This window comes from Bacillus sp. FSL K6-1560 (assembly GCF_038592935.1).
In the GTDB taxonomy this organism is placed as follows: Bacteria; Bacillota; Bacilli; order Bacillales; family Bacillaceae; genus Bacillus; species Bacillus subtilis.
In genome coordinates this window covers 1121894-1142172 of the sequence record NZ_CP151946.1, presented here as the reverse complement: position 1 = coordinate 1142172, position 20279 = coordinate 1121894, and the positions used below count along the sequence as shown (strand labels likewise).

The window sequence follows — 20279 nt, the reverse complement described above, 5'->3', positions numbered from 1 at the left end:
GAAGATTCAACTTTTCTATTTTACCACAACTGGGCATTTAGACGGTAATAAATACAAAAGCAATCCTGTGAACATTCATGTCCGCGGCAAAAGACGTTTAAGGAGCGGCTTTCTTTCGCTATAATAGTACTGCGGACGGGGGTGTCCGCACACGAAATGAAAAGAAAGTTGATGATAAAGATGAAACAATATGACGTAATCGTAATCGGCGGAGGCCCTTCAGGCTTGATGGCTGCGATTGCAGCAGGAGAACAGGGCGCTGGCGTGTTGCTGATAGATAAAGGAAATAAATTAGGACGGAAACTCGCGATTTCCGGGGGCGGCCGCTGTAATGTGACGAACCGCCTTCCTGTGGAAGAAATTATCAAGCACATCCCCGGCAACGGGCGTTTTTTATACAGCGCGTTTTCTGAATTTAATAATGAGGACATTATCAAGTTTTTTGAAAACCTCGGCATTCAATTGAAGGAAGAGGATCACGGCCGGATGTTTCCTGTGACCGACAAAGCCCAAAGTGTCGTTGACGCGCTGTTAAACAGGCTGAAGCAGCTCCGCGTAACAATCAGAACGAACGAGAAAATTAAATCTGTTATATATGAAGATGGACAGGCAGCAGGGATTGTGACGAATAATGGCGAAATGATCCATAGCCAGGCAGTCATTATCGCTGTAGGCGGTAAAAGCGTGCCTCATACCGGAAGCACGGGAGACGGCTATGAATGGGCTGAAGCCGCGGGCCATACCATAACAGAGCTGTTTCCGACAGAGGTTCCCGTCACTTCTGGCGAACCGTTCATTAAGCAAAAAACACTTCAGGGCTTATCACTAAGAGATGTAGCCGTCAGTGTGTTAAATAAAAAAGGCAAACCGATTATCACACATAAAATGGACATGCTGTTTACCCATTTCGGCCTCTCAGGACCTGCCATTCTCAGATGCAGCCAATTTGTCGTAAAAGAGCTGAAAAAACAGCCTCAAGTGCCGATCAGAATCGACTTGTATCCGGATATCAATGAAGAAACGCTTTTCCAAAAGATGTATAAAGAACTGAAGGAAGCACCGAAAAAAACCATTAAAAACGTGCTGAAGCCTTGGATGCAGGAGCGCTATCTCCTATTCCTGCTCGAAAAAAACGGCATCTCTCCGAACGTATCGTTTTCTGAGCTGCCGAAGGATCCTTTCAGACAATTTGTAAGGGACTGCAAGCAGTTTACTGTCCTCGCAAATGGCACACTGTCGCTTGATAAGGCATTTGTCACGGGAGGCGGGGTATCTGTAAAAGAAATTGACCCGAAAAAAATGGCTTCTAAAAAAATGGAGGGGCTTTATTTTTGCGGTGAAATTCTGGATATCCACGGCTACACAGGCGGATACAATATTACCTCCGCCCTTGTCACAGGCAGGCTTGCAGGGCTAAATGCCGGGCAATACGCCCGTTCTTAATCATTACTCTTTAAATCTCTTGCCGCCAAACTCACATTTGAACATTCCCCGCATTCATGTTAGGGTGAGACTTGTTTTGTTTCACCTGATTGCGGGGTAATTTTAAGAGAGGAATGAGCTGCCATCGTACGACCATACTAAGCCTGCGAGCAAGATATAGGCGTACACAAAAAATTAGAGGGTGAGAAATGTTGAAACATATATCTAGTGTATTTTGGATTGTGATTGCAATCACAGCTGCAGCTGTATTATGGGGTGTTATTTCTCCTGACAGCCTGCAAAATGTGTCTCAATCGGCACAAGCATTTATTACCGATTCATTTGGTTGGTATTATCTTTTAGTTGTCTCTTTGTTTGTCGGGTTTTGTCTCTTTTTGATTTTCAGCCCGATCGGAAAAATCAAACTCGGAAAGCCTGATGAAAAACCGGAATTCGGGTTATTATCATGGTTTGCCATGCTGTTCAGCGCAGGCATGGGAATCGGCTTAGTATTCTACGGTGCGGCTGAACCGATCAGCCATTACGCAATTAGCTCTCCATCAGGTGAAACAGAAACCCCCCAAGCCTTCAGAGATGCACTCCGCTATACGTTTTTCCACTGGGGTTTGCACGCTTGGGCCATTTATGCCATTGTGGCATTATGCATTGCCTATTTCCAATTCCGCAAAGGCGCGCCCGGATTAATCAGCAGCACACTGTCACCGATTCTCGGGGATAAAGTAAACGGACCGATCGGAAAGGCCATTGACTGTATTGCAGTTTTCGCCACTGTTGTCGGGGTGTCAACAAGTCTTGGTCTTGGCGCAACCCAAATTAACGGCGGTTTGAATTACCTGTTCGGCATTCCGAATGCGTTTATCGTCCAATTGGTTTTAATCATTATTGTGACAGTGCTCTTTTTACTTTCTGCGTGGAGCGGACTCGGAAAAGGAATTAAGTATTTAAGCAACACAAACATGGTATTGGCCGGATTGTTAATGTTGTTTATGCTCGTTGTCGGTCCTACAGTGCTGATCATGAACTCATTTACAGATTCTATCGGACAATACATTCAAAATATCGTTCAAATGAGCTTCAGACTGACACCGAATGATCCTGAAAAACGCGAATGGATTAATAGCTGGACGATTTTCTATTGGGCATGGTGGATTTCCTGGTCTCCATTTGTCGGCATTTTCATCGCCCGTGTATCCAGAGGCCGGACGATCCGCGAATTTTTAATCGGCGTCTTGGTGACACCTTGTATTTTGACATTTCTATGGTTCTCCATTTTCGGCGTATCAGCCATGGATCTCCAGCAAAAAGGCGCGTTCAATGTAGCAAAGCTGTCCACTGAAACGATGCTGTTCGGAACACTTGATCACTATCCGCTGACAATGGTGACATCGATCCTTGCATTGATTCTGATCGCAGTATTTTTTATCACGTCTGCAGATTCAGCTACATTCGTGCTGGGCATGCAGACGTCGTACGGTTCTTTAAATCCGGCGAATTCTGTGAAACTCAGCTGGGGCATCATTCAGTCCGCCATGGCGGCTGTGCTCCTATATTCCGGAGGGCTTGCCGCTTTGCAGAACACAGCAATTCTGGCAGCGCTGCCGTTTTCTATCGTTATCCTGCTGATGATTGCCTCTCTCTATCAATCGCTCTCAAAAGAAAGAAGAGAGATCAAAAAAGCGGAGAAACTCGATAAACCGAGAAGTCCAAGAGTGAAAAAAGCATATTAACAAAAAAGATCTTTCCGTGCCTGCGGAAAGATCTTTTTATTTGCGATATAAGATAAGGGCGGAAAAACAGTAAAGCTGCTCGCCGTCTGGGTCGCACGCGGCCGAAACCGTATATTTGATATCAATCAGCTGCTCCTCCGATATCCCTTTTAAAAATGAATTGATTTCCGTCTGTAAGTCTTTTTCATGCTCTTCATCAAATACCGCTACCTTCAGCATTTTATCCGCTCTCCTTTCTCTATCAATCTATTCCGTTTGGAACAGCCTTATGATAGAGAAATGATGATTATCTCGTTTCCGGATAAAAAGCTTTCCGTATATGGGATTCCCTCTGTGGCTCGCCGCCTTGCTGCTCCACTTTCAGCAGCACGGCATAAACAATCCGCATATGGCAGTAGCTGATAAGGCTGACGCTGAAAAAAGGGACAATGCCGGGCAGGTACGCAAGCAAGAAAAAGAGAGCAACAGTCAGCGCAAGCATAGTAAGCGTATATTGCAAATACGCCACACTGAGCAAGAGCGAAAATTTCACATACAGACGTTTTTTCCAGTCAAAATGGACAAGCAGCGGAAACACATAAAAAAGCATGGATACGAACAAAAATCCAAATATCATAATGGCGAAGCGCAGGATGTGCAGAAGGAAATGACTTGGATAAATGAAAACCAAATCAATATAAATGATCACTCCGATGAGCGCCAGAACAGCGCCGATCAGATTCGAACGAAAAAATTCACCCTTGTATTCCTGCCAAAACGTTTTGAGCACCGGAACGTTGTCCTGCCCCTGGATCCACTTCCGCATGACAGCAAATAAAGCCGCGGTCGCGGGCATAATGCCAAACACACCGAGACCGAGCAACGTAAAAAACAGCCACAGCAAGTTTGTATACGCAAATCTCATGATCCATTCGCAAAAACGCAGCATCCGTCCCAGTGAGCCATCATGTTCCATGGCGCCCCTCCTTTTTTGCATTATACATTCTGCATCTGAAAAAGCTCTTTCATGCCGATCGGCTTCTTTTCGGCAACCGAGCGCCACATTCCCTCACCAACCGCGATGGAGTAGGCTCCAGCTTCAGCCCCGGCTAAAATATCATAGCGGCGCAGCGGGTCTTTCCCTAAAAAAAGATCCTCAAGCAAAAGCGGATCACCTCCGCCATGCCCCCCTTCATTTTTGACTACTTGTATCGTCTGCTTTGATTCAAAAAGCGGATAGTATTCGATTGTCTGCTCAGGAAAAGCAAACGGAATTCTGGAAGGTTCGTGAAATTCATTTGATTCAATACGCCCTTTTGTGCCGTTGATCGTCAGCCGGTAGCCTTCATACGGGGCCGAAAAAACAATCGAGTAGCTTAACAGTGCGCCGCCATCATATTTGACTGCCGCCACGTACGTATCCTCGATGTCAATTTCCTCGTCAAAAATACACGCGTCAGGCCTGTATGCAGTATATAAGCTAGACTGGTCTCCTGCTTCGAGATGATCATCTTTTATAGAAGCTTTAGAGGAACGGGGATGCCACCTTGAATAGTAGTGGCATTTTTCTTTGACCCGGCACGTCCCGCAAAAACGCCCGTCTTCTTCCGGCAAGGGGTTCCACTCACTGTCCGGCCCATAGTAATTCAAGGCGCCATAAGCAAATACCTCTTCCGGATTTTGCCCGAGCCACCAATTGACGAGATCGAAGTGATGTGTTGATTTATGGACAGAAAGACCGCCGGAAAACTGTCTCGACCTGTTCCAGCGTTTAAAATAGCTGGCTCCATGATACGTATCAATATACCAATTTAAATCAACGGAGGTGACCCTGCCTATTTTTCCGTCCAGAATCATTTCTTTTATTTTCCGATGAAACGGGCTGTAGCGATAGTTAAACGCGACGATGACTTTTCCTTCGCTTTTGGCCTCCGCTTCAAGCACCCGATTCGCATCCTGCACTGTTGTCACCATTGGTTTTTCAGTAATTACATCTGTATCCCACTGAAGGCTTTTCACAATATATGTGACATGCGTATCGTCCCTGCCTGCCACAATGACGATATCAGGCTTTGACACGCGCATCATCTCGTCAAAAGCATCTTCGCTAAACTCGGGCACGTGGGCCAGCTCGGGAAATTTCTTTTTGCAAACGGCAAAACGTTTCGGATCGGCATCCAGCAATCCCGTAATCTCATAATGAGTTGAAAACCGCTCCAACAGCGGTTTGATAAACATACTGAATGCTCTGCTGCTCAATCCGCAAAAGACGATGTTCTTCAATATCCTCACCTCTATCGGGCTTCAGTTAGTTGAGAAATCAGCTGCAGCGCTTCCTCTGTTTTTTTAGCATACACAGGGATAAACGCCGCCATATCGCGATTCAATTGAAAAGAATAGCCGTTCAGCTGTTTTTTCCCTTTTTCGATCTGAACGGCATAGATCGTTTTTTCTCCTGTTTTTTTATTAACAGTTGTATAAGGAGATGTTTTTTCAGGAGGCAATCCGTTTAACGGCTGAAAATTTTCCGGATCATCGTAAGCTTGAAACATGTCTTCAGGCACGATAAAAACATCCCCCTCATGGGCGGTAATTTCAGTCAGCAGTTTTTCCTGAAAAGCTGGAAAGATATCGACCTTCCCGGCATTCTGCTCGGCGGCCTTTTTTATTTTTTCCTGTACGCCAGCCTGCATATCAGAAAAGAGAATGACATGCATTCTGTCCGGCCTGCTTGAGCATGATGCCAAAAAAAGCACTGAGACGATCACACACAAAGCCGTACGTATCTTTTTTGTCATTTCCCCGCTGACCTAAAAAGAGGCTCCAGCTCTGTCATAGCTAAAATAAACGCGCCGGCTCCGTGCAGGTCGTTTGTGCTTCTTTCGCGGCTGACATAATAGTCATAGAAACCGGCTGACGTTCCGACACATATGTCTTTGACGAGAAACGCTCCGTCTTCTGATGTTTCGGTTTTATGCTGAATCAAGCCTTGATACGCTTTTAGCAGTGTTGTTTCGTAAGCTCTGTCTAAATAGCCTTTATTGATTCCCTTCGCAAATGCGTACATGTACAGGCAGGATCCTGAGCTTTCCAGCCAGTTATCAGACCTGTCTCCCTTATCAACGATCTGATACCATAACCCGGTCTCCTTGTCTTGATAGCGGCAGATGCTTTCCATCATGTCCTGCAGCGTGTTTTTCCACACATGACGGTTTGGATGCTTCTTCGGCAGCTCTTCAATCATGTCAGCAAGAGACATGACGTACCAGCCGATGGAACGTGCCCAAAATTCCGGTGAACAGCCTGTCTCTTCATTGGCCCAAGGCATTTTTTTCGCTTCATCCCAGGCGTGATAAAAGAGTCCGGTTTTTGCATCCTTCGTATGCTTTCTCATTAATGACTCCTGCAGCACGACCTGATCAAACAGTTCCGGCTCCTGCTTCAGATTGGCATATTTCAGTGCGAACGGCCCCCCCATGTATAAGCCGTCAAGCCACATTTGGTATGGATAACCGTCTTTGTGCCAAAAACCGCCCTCAGACGTCCGGTTCAGTGTTCCATATAAGCCGCGCAGCCTTTTTGCCGCTTTGACATACCGTTCATCCTTCGTCTGCTCGTATAATGGAAAAAGAATGAGACCCGCTTGAATGGCGTCCAGTTCATCTCTTCTAAATAATAGATTGCCATAATCATCGATTAAGAGATCTGCATAGGCCTTCGCATACTCAAAATACCGCTTTTCCCCGGTTGCTTCCCACAGCCGCAATACACCGCATAAGAAAACACCCTGGTGGTAGTGCCAGCGGTTTGCAGGAGGCAGCTCCTCGACTGCGTACGTATTCATAATGGTTTTTGCCAATGCCTCCGCGTACGTAAGAGGCGATTTTACAGCGATTGATTGATCCATTGAACCCATCCCTTTCTTAATAAATTCCTTCCTCGCCAAATTTCTTCGCCAAACGATTCGCAAGCATGACCAAAATCAGCCCGACCGCCGCTTTAAATACGCCGACTGCTGTACTGTAGCTGAATTGGCCCTGTTTCAGCCCTGCAGTATAAACGTACGTATCAAAAATTTCCGCCACTTCCCTGTTTGTCGCATTTAACAGCAAATACACATGCTCGAAGCCAAGCTCCAGCGTGTCTCCGATTTTCAAAATCAGCAAAACGACGATAACGCTTTTAATGGCGGGCAGCGTAATATGCCACATTTGCCGCAGCCGTCCCGCTCCGTCCATTTTCGCCGCTTCATACAGCTGGGGGTCAACCGCTGTAATGGCCGCCAGATAAATGATCGTCGACCAGCCCGCTTCCCTCCAGATAACCTGCAGAATATACAAGGGCCGGAACCATTCTTCGTTCAGCAGAAAATTGATTTTTTCACCACCAAAAAACACAATCAGTTCATTAATCAAGCCTCCGTCTACCGTTAAAAGCACAAACGAAAGCGATACAACAATGACCCAAGACATAAAATGCGGGATATAAATCAGCGTCTGAACAAATTTTTTAAAGAGAGCAATCCGCACTTCGTTCAATAGAAGCGCCAGCAGTATCGGCACCGGGAAAAATATGGCCAGGTTCAAAGCAAATAACACGAGCGTGTTTTTTAACAAGAGAAAAAATGTAGGCTCAGTAAACAGCCTGATAAAATGCTTCAGCCCCACCCACTCACTGCCCAAAATGCCGAGGAACGGCTGATAATCCTGAAACGCAATCACAATTCCCCACATCGGGACATACTTAAAAAGCAAAAAATAAATACACCCTGGCAAAATCATCAAGTACAAATATTTTTGCTGAATCAGCTTACTTAGTAAGCGCTTTCTTTTTTCTTTTTTAAAAATGACTGCATCAACAGCCGGCGCTTGCGCTTCTGCTGTTTTCATTTTTTCCTAGCCTCCTTTCACGGGTTCTTGCATTCACTGTAGCGCAGAGGCAAAAGTCCGTCTACAATCATATGATCACATCCTGTTTTATCCCTTTATAATCAAGGGTTCAGCAGGTCCACCTGAAAAAAAGACACCGATATTAGAAAATGATTATTGACAATATCTATCAATATTTGGATTAATTGTATTAAGGTGAAGTGGATGTTATGAAATGGGGGGTTTTATGAAAAGAAGCCAATACAAGTTTTACTACAAACTGATCACGTTTTTCTGCCTGCTCAGCACCATTCCGGTTATTTTGGTCGGATTGTTTTCGTACGAGCACTCTCAGAAAACGGCTATTTCCAACGTTTCGGAGGAAAAATTCGACACACTCCAGCAGACCCAGCAAAGCATCGAGCATATATTGAAAACCGTCGATCACTCTTTAACCCACTATGTGAGTTCGCCGCCTCTCCTTCGCACATTGTCCGAGCCTTTGCACTCAGACCAATTTCAAATCTATAACCAAGTGAACCAAGAGCTCAATTATCTGCAAAGCTTTGATACCGATCTGTCCAACATGACGTTAGTCAGTTATACGAAAAAATGGTACATGAACAATTCCGGTTTGTACCGTTTGAATACAGACACTCTTCATGAAGCAGCCTCAGCGTACACGAAACACAAAGCGAGCCGCTCCTATTGGACGCTTGAGGAAAACAATCATTTGATTTCAACCAAAGAAAGCACAGCAGAAAACTGCCGCTACAATATCAATTTAATTAAGCAGCTTCCTTTGAACAGCACAAATACAAAAGGATTGGCCGCCGCAAGCATTCCGAGCTGTTCGCTTGTCAAAAATATGCCTGGCTATTCAAACGCCAACAACCTGTTTATCATCGATGAAAAAGGCCGCATTATCCTTCATAACAACATGTCTGATGTCGGTGAATCTCTTCATAACGACGGCTTTGTCCAAAAAGTGCTGGCGCAAACCGCCAATAGCGGACAGTTTGAAACAGTGATTGACCGGATTCATTATAAAGTCACCTATCAAAAATCTGACTATAATACATGGACTTATTTTTCTCTCGTTTCCCTGCCCGAGCTAAAAAAAGAAGCCAAGTCAATTGGCTGGATCACTTTTGCAGTATGCCTTATTTTGTTAACGCTTTCATTATTGTTCTCTTGGCTGGGCTCCCGCCATTTTTACAAGCCGATCAGGATGCTTTACGAATCATTCGCAAGACATGGAGCCATACAAGAGAAACAGCAGCCTCCTCAAAATGAATTTGAGTTAATTGAACAGAGCTTTAAGCAGCTGAAGGACAGAAATGACGACCTTGAGGAAACGATGAAGCAGCAGGCCACTCATCTGCAGCAATATTTTATGGTCAGGCTTATGCTTGGAAAACTGACGGATGAGGAGGTTGATAACCGTTTTGAAAGCCTCGGCTTAAAGCAAAATTGGCGGCACCTTGCCCTGCTTGTGCTCCAAATTGACACACTGAATCATACGCCTTATGAGAAAAAAGATATGGATCTGCTTTTGTTTGCCGTCAACAGCCTGATTGAGCGCAGCATCCCGACTGACAAACATCTTGCCCCCGCCGTAGTTGACAAACAGCAGGCGACGATTTTGATCAACCAAAGCGGGACAAAAGAAGAATTCATAGCTGAGCTGAATGAGACTGCAAGGATGATTCAGGAAAAAGCGGAAGCTGAGCTGCAGCTGTCTGTCAGCATCGGCATCAGCCAGCCGTTTGATGTGCTGACAAAAGCGAAAACAGCCTATGCGGAAGGCTCAGAAGCGTTGAAATACCGGCTTAAAGCGGAAAACAAGTCGATCATTTTTTACGAAGACCTTGACCAGAAAAAAACCTTCAAAACTCATTTTCCAAAGCAGCTTCAGCATGAGCTGTTCGATGCTGTCAAAGCAGGAGACAAGGAGAAAGCGGATAAATGCCTGCACGCGATTTTGCAAGCCATCTTCACCCAGAACACCAACCCGTATCAATTTCAAATCGCCATCGCCCGTTTTTTGAACCATGTGATTGAGCTGATGCATGTGCTTGGGATCGAATTGTTTGAGCTTGAAGAAAACAAAATGCTGTATGACCAAATTTTTGAGCTGAAAACGTTCGAGGATACCGAAAACTGGCTAAAGAATGAGTTTATTGATCCGATGACAGACAAAGTGAACGCCCGCGCGGATGCCCAGTACAAAAATATTTCCGACAACATCATTCATATCATCCATCATGAGTTTGAATCCGAATTGACACTGGACGAAATCGCGCGCAGGCTGCATTACAACCCAAATTATTTAAGCAGCATTTTCAAAAAAGAAATGGGTATTTCATTCAGCGAGTATGTCTCAAGCTACCGACACCATATGGCGAAAAGCTGGCTTGCCGAAACAGACATGGCGGTCAAGGACATTGCCGAAAAGCTGAAATATAAAAACTCGCAAAATTTTATCAGGTCTTTTAAAAAGCTGGAGGGGATTACACCGGGAAACTACCGCCAGCAAAAAAGAAGCATGTAAAAAACCCAAAACCGCTTGCGCGTTTTGGGTTTTTCCAACATTATTTTGTTTGTTTAAATGCTTCTTCGTATTCCTGAATAATTTGTTTTCCTCCGCTTGACTCCCATTTTTCCACTTCTTTATCGAACTGGCTTTCTGTGATGTCTCCAATCATATATTTATAAGTCGCATCATCAATGATTTTCTTCAGTTCATCACCCCGTTCCGACTCCGATGCGGAATACAGGCTTTCAGCCGGGTTTGAGACGATAATCTTTTCATTGTCCTCGGTCAGCTCCTCGTACGCCGTCCGAAGCGGATCTCCAGTGTTTTTTAAGTAGGCTTTATCAATGGCAATTAAGGCGGACAGCGGCTGAATATCAGTCTGCCAGTCTTTTACCTGGCTTTCTTTGCGTGTGAACGTTTTGTCCTCACCTTTGTTGTAATGAACGCCGTCAATGCCATAAGTCATCAGGCTATAGACATCTTCTTCGGCAATTCGGTCAAAAAAAGCCAAGATCCGTTTAAGCTCAGCTTCCGTTTTCACACTCGTTTTCGGGAAAGCAAACACGCCGTTATGGCCTCCTGATGCCCATACCCGCTCTTTCCCATCTGGGCCTTTTATGCGGTTGACGATCTCGAGCTTCATCGATTTATCAGAGGCATGGTCGCGCAGATTGACCGCATCTACCATATTGCCAATATAAATTCCGGCTTTTCCTTGCGAAAACAGCTCCTGCTGCTGGGTTTTGCTTGTGACGGGAAAATCCTTATTCATATACCCGTTATCACGCAGCTTTTTCATATAGTTCATCGTGTCTTTGTATTCCTGTGTCATGAAATCAGGCGTGAATTTGCCGCCTGATTCCTTCCAATCTGTAGGCATGCCTTCATACGAGCCAATCGTTTTAAACGCGCCGTAAATCAAGTCATTACGGTCTGCCAGCCCGATCGTATTATCTTCCCCATCCTTGTCCGGGTCGTCCTCCGTAAATGCTTTGGCCACTTCATAAAGCTCATCCAACGTTTTCGGGGTTTTCAAATTTAAATTGTCCAGCCAGTCCTTCCGAATGACGATCCCCTGTCTGGAAAGCGGGCGCTCTCTGTATATCCCGTAGAGCTTGCCGTCAATTGTCACATTTTTATTAATGAGTTTGTTCATTTTGTTTAAGTTGGGATAATCCTTGATATAATCACCGATTTCCCAGAACATTCCTGACCGGAAGGCATTCATGACTGACGAATTTTTAATATCCTGGATCGTCACGATTTGCGGAAGATTGCCCGCTGCAAGCGCCGCATTCAGCCTGTCTTCTTTCACCGCGTCTGGAACCCAGGTGATGTCGAGTTCTGTATTTGTCAGCTTTTCAATTTCTTTAATCGCCCTGTCTTTCGGCGGCTGCTGGTGATACAAAATCGCCATCCAAGACAGCTTTACCTTTGAATCCGAGTCAGCTTTGCCTTCAGCCGAAGACTGATCAGCCCCTTTACAGCCCGCCAGCACTCCGCCGAGTGCCAGTACAAGCACAATCAAAAGCACCCTCCATTTGTTTCCCATCGTACCCCTCCGTTTCATATTTCTTTATCCTTTGACAGATCCCAGCAAAGCTCCTTTTGCAAAATGCTTTTGTATAAACGGATAGACAAGCAGAACCGGGATGGTCGCCACCACTATGACCGCCATTTTAATGGTTTGCTCAGGCGGCGGGCTGCCCGACCCCATTTCAGACATATCCCCCTGCATACCGCTTGATACAATGACGATTTGGCGCAGAAGCACCTGAATCGGCCATTTTGCTGAATCATTTAAGTACAAGATCGCTGTCATATACGTGTTCCAATACGTGACCGCATAAAATAGTGAAATCGTTGCGATCGCAGGAAGAGACAGCGGCAGCACAATTTTAAAGAATATGCCCAGATCATTGCACCCGTCAATTTTCGCGGACTCTTCCAGGCTTGACGGGATATTTTGAAAGAAGTTTTTCAGAATGATCAGGTTAAAGGCATTAATGGCTGTCGGCAAAATAAGCGCCCAGTAAGAATCGAGCAAACCAAGCGATTTGACCACAAGGAAAGTCGGAATCATGCCGCCGCTAAACAGCATCGTAAATACGACGAGAAACATGAGCGGCTGCCGGCCGATTAAATCACGGCGGGATAACCCGTAAGCCATCAGTGAAGAAAGAAACATGCTGACCGCAGTGCCTATCACTGTCACAAACACAGAAACAAGCAAACTCTTATAAATAATATCTGTTGAAAAAATGTAGCGATAAGCATCTAGCGAAAAAGTGGTCGGTATTAAAATAAATTTTTTCGACACGACTTCTTCTACTGTGGCAAAGGATGCTGCGATGACATGAATGAACGGAAGTACGCATATTAAAGCGAACATCAGCAAGAAACCATAAATCAACATATCAAACAGACGGTTTTTCAGTGAATGTGCGATAGCTCCCACCTCTCTTTGTAAGCGTTATCATATTTTGAAAACCGAGCTCAGCATGTGACGATATCGTGTCTAAAATGTAGCAAATCTGTGATTGCCATGTCTATAATCATTTGAACAGAGTCCCTGGCCGGGCGGGGGCTTCCGCGAATTGAGACCGATAACAAAAGAAAAAGAGCATAATCTTAGAAAATGATTATGCTCCGTTCTCCTCCTCGTTCAGAAGTTCGGCCGTATTGATTTGTGGCGAAAACCCAAGTTCATTCACGGCAGATTCAATGGACCATGGCCGGCCCGGATTATCAGAGACGGCGTAATAAGTGCCGTACCGGATATTGGTCTCAATAGCGGCTTTAAAAATCGACAGCAGATCGGGGTGAGAAAGCAGTGTCTTTTTCGTCCGTTCTTTTTCATGCAGCGTATCCATTTCATCTGTCACGACTGTTCCGATTCGAAGGTTGATTACTGATAGCTTATTTTCCAAATAAAACAAATGGCCAATCTGTTCAGAGGTCAGCTTTAATACACCGTACAAGTTTTTTGACAGCGGATAATCGCTTGTTGTGATTTCCCGTCCTAAGAGCGAGCGCCCGTCTTTTTCGTATACATCTGTGACATGATTGCTGCTGGCGAACACGAGCTTTTGAATGCCGAGCTCCGCTGCCGCACGGCACAGATAATAGCTTGCCCTATAGAAAACATCCGTCATTTTTTCAAACTCAGCGATGTCCATAATATCGTATTTGATTTTAACAGCGAGTAAATTCAAGATGGCATCGGTATCTTTTGGAATCTTCTTCAACAGCTCCTCATAATTTGCCGCGTCAGCCTGAATGGAAGAGGCTTTGCCATCGAAATGATCTTTATCAAGCACTGTCACTTCATAGTCTGAAATAAGCCCTTCAGCAAGCAGTCTCCCAATCACACCATTTCCGCCGGCGATCAGCACTTTTTTCACGATGTTCACTCCCCTTTTTTATAGATTGCCCATTTTCGGCGGGGCTGACACTTTTTTGGCACTCATATTCTTAGGCTTATTCAAAAGTCACCGGCAGCTCCTCAAGCGCCCGAAATCCAAAAAGCGGCCGATACCGCCATTCAAAATCCGCGAGCTTAAGGCTGGGCATCCGCTGCAGAAGAGTGTTAATCGCAATTTGCGCTTCTAATCGTGCCAGCGAGGACCCTAAACAAACATGATGGCCATGACCGAATGAAAGATGCTGATTAGGACTTCTCGTAATATCGAAGACATCCGGGTTCGTGAAAATGCTTGGGTCTCGATTAGCCGCTCCTAACAAAAGATAGACTTGCTCTCCTTGACGGATCGTCACCCCGCTGATGTCAATATCCTCTGACGGAACTCTGGCTGTCATTTGCGTGGGGCTTTCATAGCGTAAACATTCCTCGACTGCGGTACCAATAAGATCTGGATTTTCTCTTAGTTTCAAAAGCTGTTCTGGATGCTCAAGCAGACAAAGGACTGAATTGCTGATGAGATTGACCGTTGTCTCATGTCCGGCGATCGCCAGCAATATGCACGTAGATGCCGCTTCCTCTTCCGTCAGCTTATCCTTTTCTTTCCCCTTCAAGAGCATGCTGATCATATCCTGTTGAGGGTGGCGTTTTCGCTTTTGAATCAGCTCTCTGAAATATGCCATAGCCTGCACAGCCATATGATTGCCCTCTGTTAATGCCTTTCTTGACCGGGTAAAATCAATCGTTTGAATGAGACTCGCAGCCCACTCCTTTAATTGCTCCCTATCTTCCTCCGGTACACCTATAATGTTAGCTATGACAAAGCTTGCTAAAGGAAAAGCAAAGTCCGAAATGACCTCCATCTTTTTTTCACCTTGCACTTGATCAAGCAAATGATGGACAGTTTCAATGATATACGGCTGATAACTCTCTGTCGCTCTCGGCGTAAACACTCCACTGGCAAGCGTCCGCAATCGTCTATGATCAGGCTGGTTCTGAAACAGCATCATTTGATTTTGCACATGTGAAAGGTCCTGATATTTGGTTGAGCTCTCAGGCAGCGGGGTGCGGACTTTGAATCTCGCATCTTTCAAAATAGCAGCCGTTTCTTCATATCCTGTGACATACCAGCCCGGGTATTTTAAGAAACTCCCTTTATAGATAGGATGAACAGCTCGCAATGTGTCGTAAAAAGAATATGGGTTTTTCAAAAACTCAGAAGATGCAGTTGACGATGCAATTGTCACGTGATTTTCTCCTTTCTGTTCAAAAATAAAAGCAATCGACATCATACCGATTGCTTTTATTGATTCTTTCAGCTTTTCGCACTTAAACTGGCCTTCATTTCTTCGACTGATTCAACTTCAAAGCCTAAATCACTCAGCATTTTATGATCCTCCGTCTCCTCTTGCCCGGCAGTTGTTAAGTAATCTCCGACAAAAATGGAGTTTGCGGCGTAAAGCCCTAATGGCTGCAACGAGCGGAGATTGACCTCTCTTCCCCCGGAAATGCGAATTTCTTTTGATGGATTGATAAAACGGAACAGCGCCAGCACTTTTAAACAATACAGCGGGTTTAATTCGTTGACGCCTTCTAACGGCGTGCCATCAATTGCATGCAAAAAATTCACAGGAATGGAATCCGCGTCAAGAGCCTTCAAGCTTTTGGCGATGTCAATGACATCCTGTTTCGTCTCCTTCATCCCGATAATGGCGCCTGAACACGGAGACAGCCCCGATTCTTTTGCGATTTCAACCGTACTGACTCTGTCATCGTATGTATGTGAGGTCGTGATGTTTGAATGGTTTCTCTGTGACGTATTCAAATTATGATTATAGCGGTCTACTCCGGCATCTTTGAGCCGCTTCGCCTGCTCTGGCTTCAACAGTCCAAGACATGCACAAATCTTCAGTCCATACGTCTCTTTAATTTCCTGAACCGCATCTACGACCTGATCCACTTCTCTGTTAGACGGCCCTCTGCCGCTTGCCACGATACAATATGTGCCGATATTCAGATCGTGCGCCCGCTTCGCGCCTTCAAGCAGCGTTTCCTTATTCACCATCCGGTAAGACTCAATCGGCGCTTTCGAAATCGCAGACTGTGAACAATAGCCGCAGTTTTCCGGGCAGAGCCCGGATTTCGCATTCATAATCATATTGAGCTTTACTTTTTTTCCATAAAAGTGTTTTCTGATGTGAAAAGCTCCATGCATTAATAGCAAAATATCTTCATCAGGACAATTTAATATTGAAAGCGCCTCTTCGTCAGTCACTTCTGCTCCAGCCAGCACCCGGTCTGCGAGTTCCATCCATTGATTCATTCTCATACCCCCACTTGATTCATCAGTAATGATAGATTGATATGGTCTTTTACCATATGTAGAACCGTTTCTTTCGTAACGTTGGCAAGCTTTGGCGTAACCCCTAAAATCGGAACACCGCATAAGCGCTCAATCATCTCAGGATTGGTTTTTTCATCTTCATCAGGAGAGTCACTGATTCCATTGATGATAATTCCGGCAATTGGAAGCCCCATGCTTTCTGCATATTTGACAGTTAAAAAGGTATGATTAATGGTTCCAAGGTGAGGACGTGCCACAATAATCATGGGAAGCTGCAACGCTTTTATGACATGACTGACCAAATAGTCCTCTCCCAATGGCACAGAAATACCGCCTGCACCTTCTACGATGAAGCATTCATGTTTTTCTCTAATCCGCCCCCAATGGCTTAAAACCTCTTCCATGGTGACAGTCTTTCCTTCAAGTTTCCCTGCAACGTATGGTGCAAGCGGCGCTTTGAAGGCAAAAGGCGTAATGTCTTCATGAGAAAGACTGGTCTGCGACATGTCTTTCAGCAGACTTGTATCACTATCTGGATGATGACGCGATATCCCGCTTAAAAATGGTTTATACACACCGACATCTCTATTATGTTCTTTCAATAAGGCAGCAAGACCGCTGGATATAACCGTTTTCCCCACTTCTGTATCAGTTCCCGTCACAAAAAAACCCCTCAAATGATATGCAGCTCCTTTCCGATTGAATGAAATGTTTTCAGCAAATCATCAATATCACCCATACTGTGGTCAGACGTGATTGTAATTCGAATACGGCTTTCACCCGGCGCAACGGTCGGCGGCCGAATGGCAGGAGCATAAATTCCCTTGCCCTGCAGTTTTTCAGCAAATAGGACCGTTTTATGGGCATCGCCAATGACTACAGGAATAATCGGTGTGTGATCTCCTTTCACCACATACCCCATATTCATCAGACTGGTTCTGATCGTACTGATATAAGAAAATAAAAGCTGCCGTTTTTCCCTGCTGGCTTCAATGATGTTGAAAGCCTCATGAGCAGCCGCACAGCTGGCTGGCGGAATAGCGGTTTGAAAGATAAATGTTCTGGCATGGTTCAGCAAAAAGTCGATGAAGACCGCTGATCCTGCCGCAAAACCTCCTTCCGCGCCAACAGCTTTGCTTAAGGTGCCGATCACAATGTCGGGACAAACACCAAAGTATTCACTCGTTCCTCCTCCCGAATCGCCCAAAACTCCTGTTGCGTGGGCATCATCAACGACCACGAAGGCATGATAGCGTTTCGCAAGTGAGATGATCTGATCAAGAGGGGCGATTGTGCCATCCATGCTGAATACCCCGTCTGTTACGATAAAACGGCGCTGATAACGCTGTGTTTCATTCAGCTTGTTTTCAAGATCATTCATATCAATATGCCGATAAACAACTGTATCAGCCTTAGAAAGTCGGCAGCCGTCGATAATACTTGCATGATTGAGCTCGTCACTTAAAATGACATCTTCCTTTTCTGGCAAGGATGAAAGGACACCGACATTGGCCAAGTAACCGCTCGAAAACAGCAGGGCCGCTTCTGTCCGTTTAAAGCTGGCAATCTTCTTTTCTAACTTTTCATGCCAGACCGAATTGCCTGTCGTTAAACGTGAACCGCTGCTTCCTGTCCCAAATTGCTGCAATGCTGTTTGGGCTGCATCGATCAAACGTCTATCGCTTGCGAGCCCTAAATAATTGTTTGAGGACCAGACCGTTTGATTTTTTCCATCAATGTTCCTCTCTGGAACCGGCGCTCCATCCATTGACCGCAGGTTACGGTGTACGCCGGCTTCCTTTACTATGTCTAACCGCTCGTTTAACCAGGAATCAATCTTCAAGGCTCGTAACCTCGTGGATCGCTTGTTTCATAATGGCAACCATTTCCGTGAGCTCCTCAGCTGTGCTGGCAAGAGGAGGAAGAAATGCAATCACGTCCCCAAGCGGCCTTGTCAGCATTCCTAACTCTCTCATTTTTAAGGAAACTTTGTATCCAATCCGCCGATCAGCCGGGTAAGGTTCTTTGGTTTCCGTTGACCGGACAAGCTCTGCACCGCACATAAAGCCAAGCTGCCGAATATCCCCAACATGAGGAAGAGCGTGCAGATCTTGAAGAAGAAAATGGAGCTTTTTACTTTTTTCCGCTACTTGTTCCACAATGTTTTCAGATTCAAATAATGCCAGATTTTCAAGCGCAACCGCACAGCCAAGCTGATTGCCTGTATAGGAATGGCCATGGAAAAAGGTTTTTAGGTTTTCATAATCATCATAGAATGCCTTATAGATGTCTTCAGTGGCAAACGTAACGGCAATTGGCAAATAGCCTCCTGTAATGCCTTTACCGGCAGCCATCAGATCAGGCTGGACATTCTCGTGCTCGCACGCAAACATTTTTCCTGTACGGCCAAAGCCTGTAGCGACTTCATCAACGATCATTAAGACATCGTATGTTGTACATAGCTCGCGCACGCCTGCCAAATATCCTTCCGGCATCACGATCATACCGGACGCGCCTTGTACTATTGATTCAATGGAAAGCGCGGCAATTTCCTCGTGATGTTCCTTAAGCAGCTGTTCAAGCTCTCGGAGGCACTGATCACGGCACTCATCAGGATCACCGCTTTCAGAGCGATACACATAAGGAATCGGAGCCTTGTAACTCTCGAACATCAACGGGCCGTATACGTGGTGAAAAAGCTCAATTGAACCGACACTGACGGCGCCAATCGTATCACCGTGATACCCGTTTTTCATTGCGATGAATTTTTGTTTCTCGGGCTTCCCGATGTTCTTCCAATACTGAAACGCCATTTTTAGGGCTATTTCCATCGCTTCTGCGCCGCTGTCTGAATAAAAGACCCGCGTGAGCTTTTTTGGGCTGATATCGATTAATGTCTCGGCAAGCTGGGTTGCTGGAACATTGGTCATGCCCAATAACGTGGAGTGCGCAATTTTTCCGAGCTGTTTTTTTATGGCGTTATCTAGTTCTTTTTTGCGGTGTCCGTGGACATTAAGCCAAACTGATGAAAAACCGTCATAGTATTCCTTGCCATTTATGTCTTTGACTTTGATTCCAGTCCCGCTTTCGATGATTAAGGGGTTTTCATCATAATCTTTCATTTGGGTAAATGGCAGCCAGAGGTGCTTTTTACTTTTTTCTATCAAATCATGAGTCATAATCTTCCTCCCACTCTATTAAAATGGGCTGCTTCTCCAGATCATGTATGTACGTGTTTACATCATTGGATCCATCAATAAAAAAGACTCGGCAGCCTTCTTCAGTCCCGTATTCTTTCATTGCTGTAATACGCTGATAGCCCATTTTCTTACCCGCAACATAGCCTGTTATGTAATCCGGATCGTCCGACCAGCATAATTCTGCAATGGCTGCCGGGTGCCGGCTTACCTTTGAAGCGAGCGCAAGGGCCTCTTTTATTCTTGAATGAGCCGGCACGTGACTGTGAAGCGCCCATTTTTCAAAATTAGCGTCCGGCCAGTCCATTCTGGAGACCCGCACCCCTTTTTCTTTTGTTTGATCCATTCGCTTGCCTGTATGAATATCAAACAACACCGCACCCCTGACATCTGACCATTCTGGGATTTGTTCATACGCTTTTTCAATCACGTCTCGTGAAACGCCTTCTTTTTCCAATAACAATCGGGCAAGCTTTTGTCCTTCTTCCGGGCAGCTCACTTCATTCGTATACACAGGCAATGGCTGAATGGTTTTTATCGATTCATGTACCTCTTCAAATTGAATTTGCATAAAATCAGGTTTTCCTCTTGAATGGGATAACCCTTTTTCTAATAAAGCATTGACTGTATGCTTCATCTCATGGAATGGAATAAGCCGTTCTCCGCCGGATATATGCTTTCCGCCGTCTTCATGAGATCCATTCATAGAAGCCCTCATTCTGACACTATAAAAAGTTTCTTCTTGCATCATTCCTCGCCCT

Annotated in this window: 18 protein-coding genes; 3 read left to right on the top strand and 15 right to left on the bottom strand. The window is 45.2% G+C overall.

The features are described 5' to 3' along the window. Positions 1 to 180 precede the first annotated feature (180 nt). Both NYE22_RS06105 and opuD read left to right on the top strand, forming a co-directional pair. On the top strand, positions 181 to 1443 hold the full coding sequence (locus NYE22_RS06105) for an NAD(P)/FAD-dependent oxidoreductase (protein WP_072173641.1): 1263 nt from the start codon (positions 181 to 183) through the stop codon (positions 1441 to 1443). Between the two features lie 188 nt (positions 1444 to 1631). Then, the gene (opuD, locus tag NYE22_RS06100) at positions 1632 to 3170 is read left to right on the top strand and encodes a glycine betaine transporter OpuD (protein ID WP_003229220.1); all 1539 of its coding nucleotides are present in this window, start codon (positions 1632 to 1634) and stop codon (positions 3168 to 3170) included. A gap of 36 nt (positions 3171 to 3206) precedes the next feature. Here the strand turns inward: opuD and NYE22_RS06095 are convergent, their stop codons facing one another. From NYE22_RS06095 to rmgP, 6 genes are all read right to left on the bottom strand, one after another. After that, positions 3207 to 3389, bottom strand: a complete 183-nt coding sequence (locus NYE22_RS06095; protein WP_003223398.1) for a sporulation protein Cse60 — start codon at positions 3387 to 3389, stop codon at positions 3207 to 3209. A gap of 67 nt (positions 3390 to 3456) precedes the next feature. Further along, positions 3457 to 4125 (bottom strand): YesL family protein, encoded by a 669-nt coding sequence (locus tag NYE22_RS06090; protein WP_342412385.1) that lies wholly within the window; start codon positions 4123 to 4125, stop codon positions 3457 to 3459. 20 nt (positions 4126 to 4145) lie between these two features. Beyond that, positions 4146 to 5432: a Gfo/Idh/MocA family oxidoreductase gene (locus NYE22_RS06085; RefSeq protein ID WP_161621741.1), complete on the bottom strand. Its 1287-nt coding sequence runs from the start codon at positions 5430 to 5432 to the stop codon at positions 4146 to 4148. Positions 5433 to 5443: 11 nt separating this feature from the next. Further along, the gene (rmgS, locus tag NYE22_RS06080) at positions 5444 to 5947 is read right to left on the bottom strand and encodes a rhamnogalaturonan transport/degradation protein RmgS (protein WP_161621742.1); all 504 of its coding nucleotides are present in this window, start codon (positions 5945 to 5947) and stop codon (positions 5444 to 5446) included. Beyond that, positions 5944 to 7065 carry an unsaturated rhamnogalacturonyl hydrolase gene (gene rmgQ / locus NYE22_RS06075; RefSeq protein ID WP_120028495.1) on the bottom strand — a complete coding sequence of 374 codons (1122 nt, stop codon included), beginning with the start codon at positions 7063 to 7065 and terminating at the stop codon, positions 5944 to 5946. The genes rmgS and rmgQ overlap by 4 nt, the downstream gene beginning before the upstream one ends. Before the next feature lie 7 nt (positions 7066 to 7072). Further along, entirely contained in the window at positions 7073 to 8038 is a 966-nt protein-coding gene (gene rmgP / locus NYE22_RS06070) for a polygalacturonan/rhamnogalacturonan ABC transporter permease (RefSeq protein ID WP_014665041.1), read from the bottom strand. 214 nt (positions 8039 to 8252) lie between these two features. Here rmgP and NYE22_RS06065 point away from each other — a divergent pair, with 214 nt between their 5' ends. Next, positions 8253 to 10571 carry a helix-turn-helix domain-containing protein gene (locus NYE22_RS06065; RefSeq protein WP_342412384.1) on the top strand — a complete coding sequence of 773 codons (2319 nt, stop codon included), beginning with the start codon at positions 8253 to 8255 and terminating at the stop codon, positions 10569 to 10571. 40 nt (positions 10572 to 10611) lie between these two features. Here NYE22_RS06065 and NYE22_RS06060 read toward each other — a convergent pair whose 3' ends face one another. The 9 genes from NYE22_RS06060 to bioW all read right to left on the bottom strand — a co-directional run bounded on the left by NYE22_RS06060 (position 10612) and on the right by bioW (position 20266). Next, on the bottom strand, positions 10612 to 12108 hold the full coding sequence (locus NYE22_RS06060) for an extracellular solute-binding protein (RefSeq protein ID WP_049141007.1): 1497 nt from the start codon (positions 12106 to 12108) through the stop codon (positions 10612 to 10614). Positions 12109 to 12132: 24 nt separating this feature from the next. Next, entirely contained in the window at positions 12133 to 12993 is an 861-nt protein-coding gene (locus NYE22_RS06055; protein ID WP_010886597.1) for a carbohydrate ABC transporter permease, read from the bottom strand. Between the two features lie 205 nt (positions 12994 to 13198). Continuing rightward, positions 13199 to 13960, bottom strand: a complete 762-nt coding sequence (locus tag NYE22_RS06050; protein ID WP_003245974.1) for an NAD(P)-dependent oxidoreductase — start codon at positions 13958 to 13960, stop codon at positions 13199 to 13201. Between the two features lie 76 nt (positions 13961 to 14036). After that, positions 14037 to 15224 carry a biotin biosynthesis cytochrome P450 gene (gene bioI, locus NYE22_RS06045; RefSeq protein WP_161986270.1) on the bottom strand — a complete coding sequence of 396 codons (1188 nt, stop codon included), beginning with the start codon at positions 15222 to 15224 and terminating at the stop codon, positions 14037 to 14039. 68 nt (positions 15225 to 15292) lie between these two features. Further along, positions 15293 to 16300: a biotin synthase BioB gene (bioB, locus tag NYE22_RS06040; protein ID WP_086344214.1), complete on the bottom strand. Its 1008-nt coding sequence runs from the start codon at positions 16298 to 16300 to the stop codon at positions 15293 to 15295. A gap of 2 nt (positions 16301 to 16302) precedes the next feature. Continuing rightward, the gene (gene bioD / locus NYE22_RS06035; protein WP_024572242.1) at positions 16303 to 16998 is read right to left on the bottom strand and encodes a dethiobiotin synthase; all 696 of its coding nucleotides are present in this window, start codon (positions 16996 to 16998) and stop codon (positions 16303 to 16305) included. Next, complete coding sequence (gene bioF, locus NYE22_RS06030) at positions 16995 to 18164, bottom strand: 8-amino-7-oxononanoate synthase (RefSeq protein ID WP_161986271.1); 1170 nt, start codon at positions 18162 to 18164, stop codon at positions 16995 to 16997. Before bioF ends, bioD begins: the two co-directional genes overlap by 4 nt. Further along, the gene (bioA, locus tag NYE22_RS06025; protein WP_137200942.1) at positions 18154 to 19500 is read right to left on the bottom strand and encodes an adenosylmethionine--8-amino-7-oxononanoate transaminase; all 1347 of its coding nucleotides are present in this window, start codon (positions 19498 to 19500) and stop codon (positions 18154 to 18156) included. The genes bioF and bioA overlap by 11 nt, the downstream gene beginning before the upstream one ends. Next, positions 19490 to 20266, bottom strand: a complete 777-nt coding sequence (gene bioW, locus NYE22_RS06020; RefSeq protein ID WP_134981907.1) for a 6-carboxyhexanoate--CoA ligase — start codon at positions 20264 to 20266, stop codon at positions 19490 to 19492. Before bioW ends, bioA begins: the two co-directional genes overlap by 11 nt. Positions 20267 to 20279 lie beyond the last annotated feature (13 nt).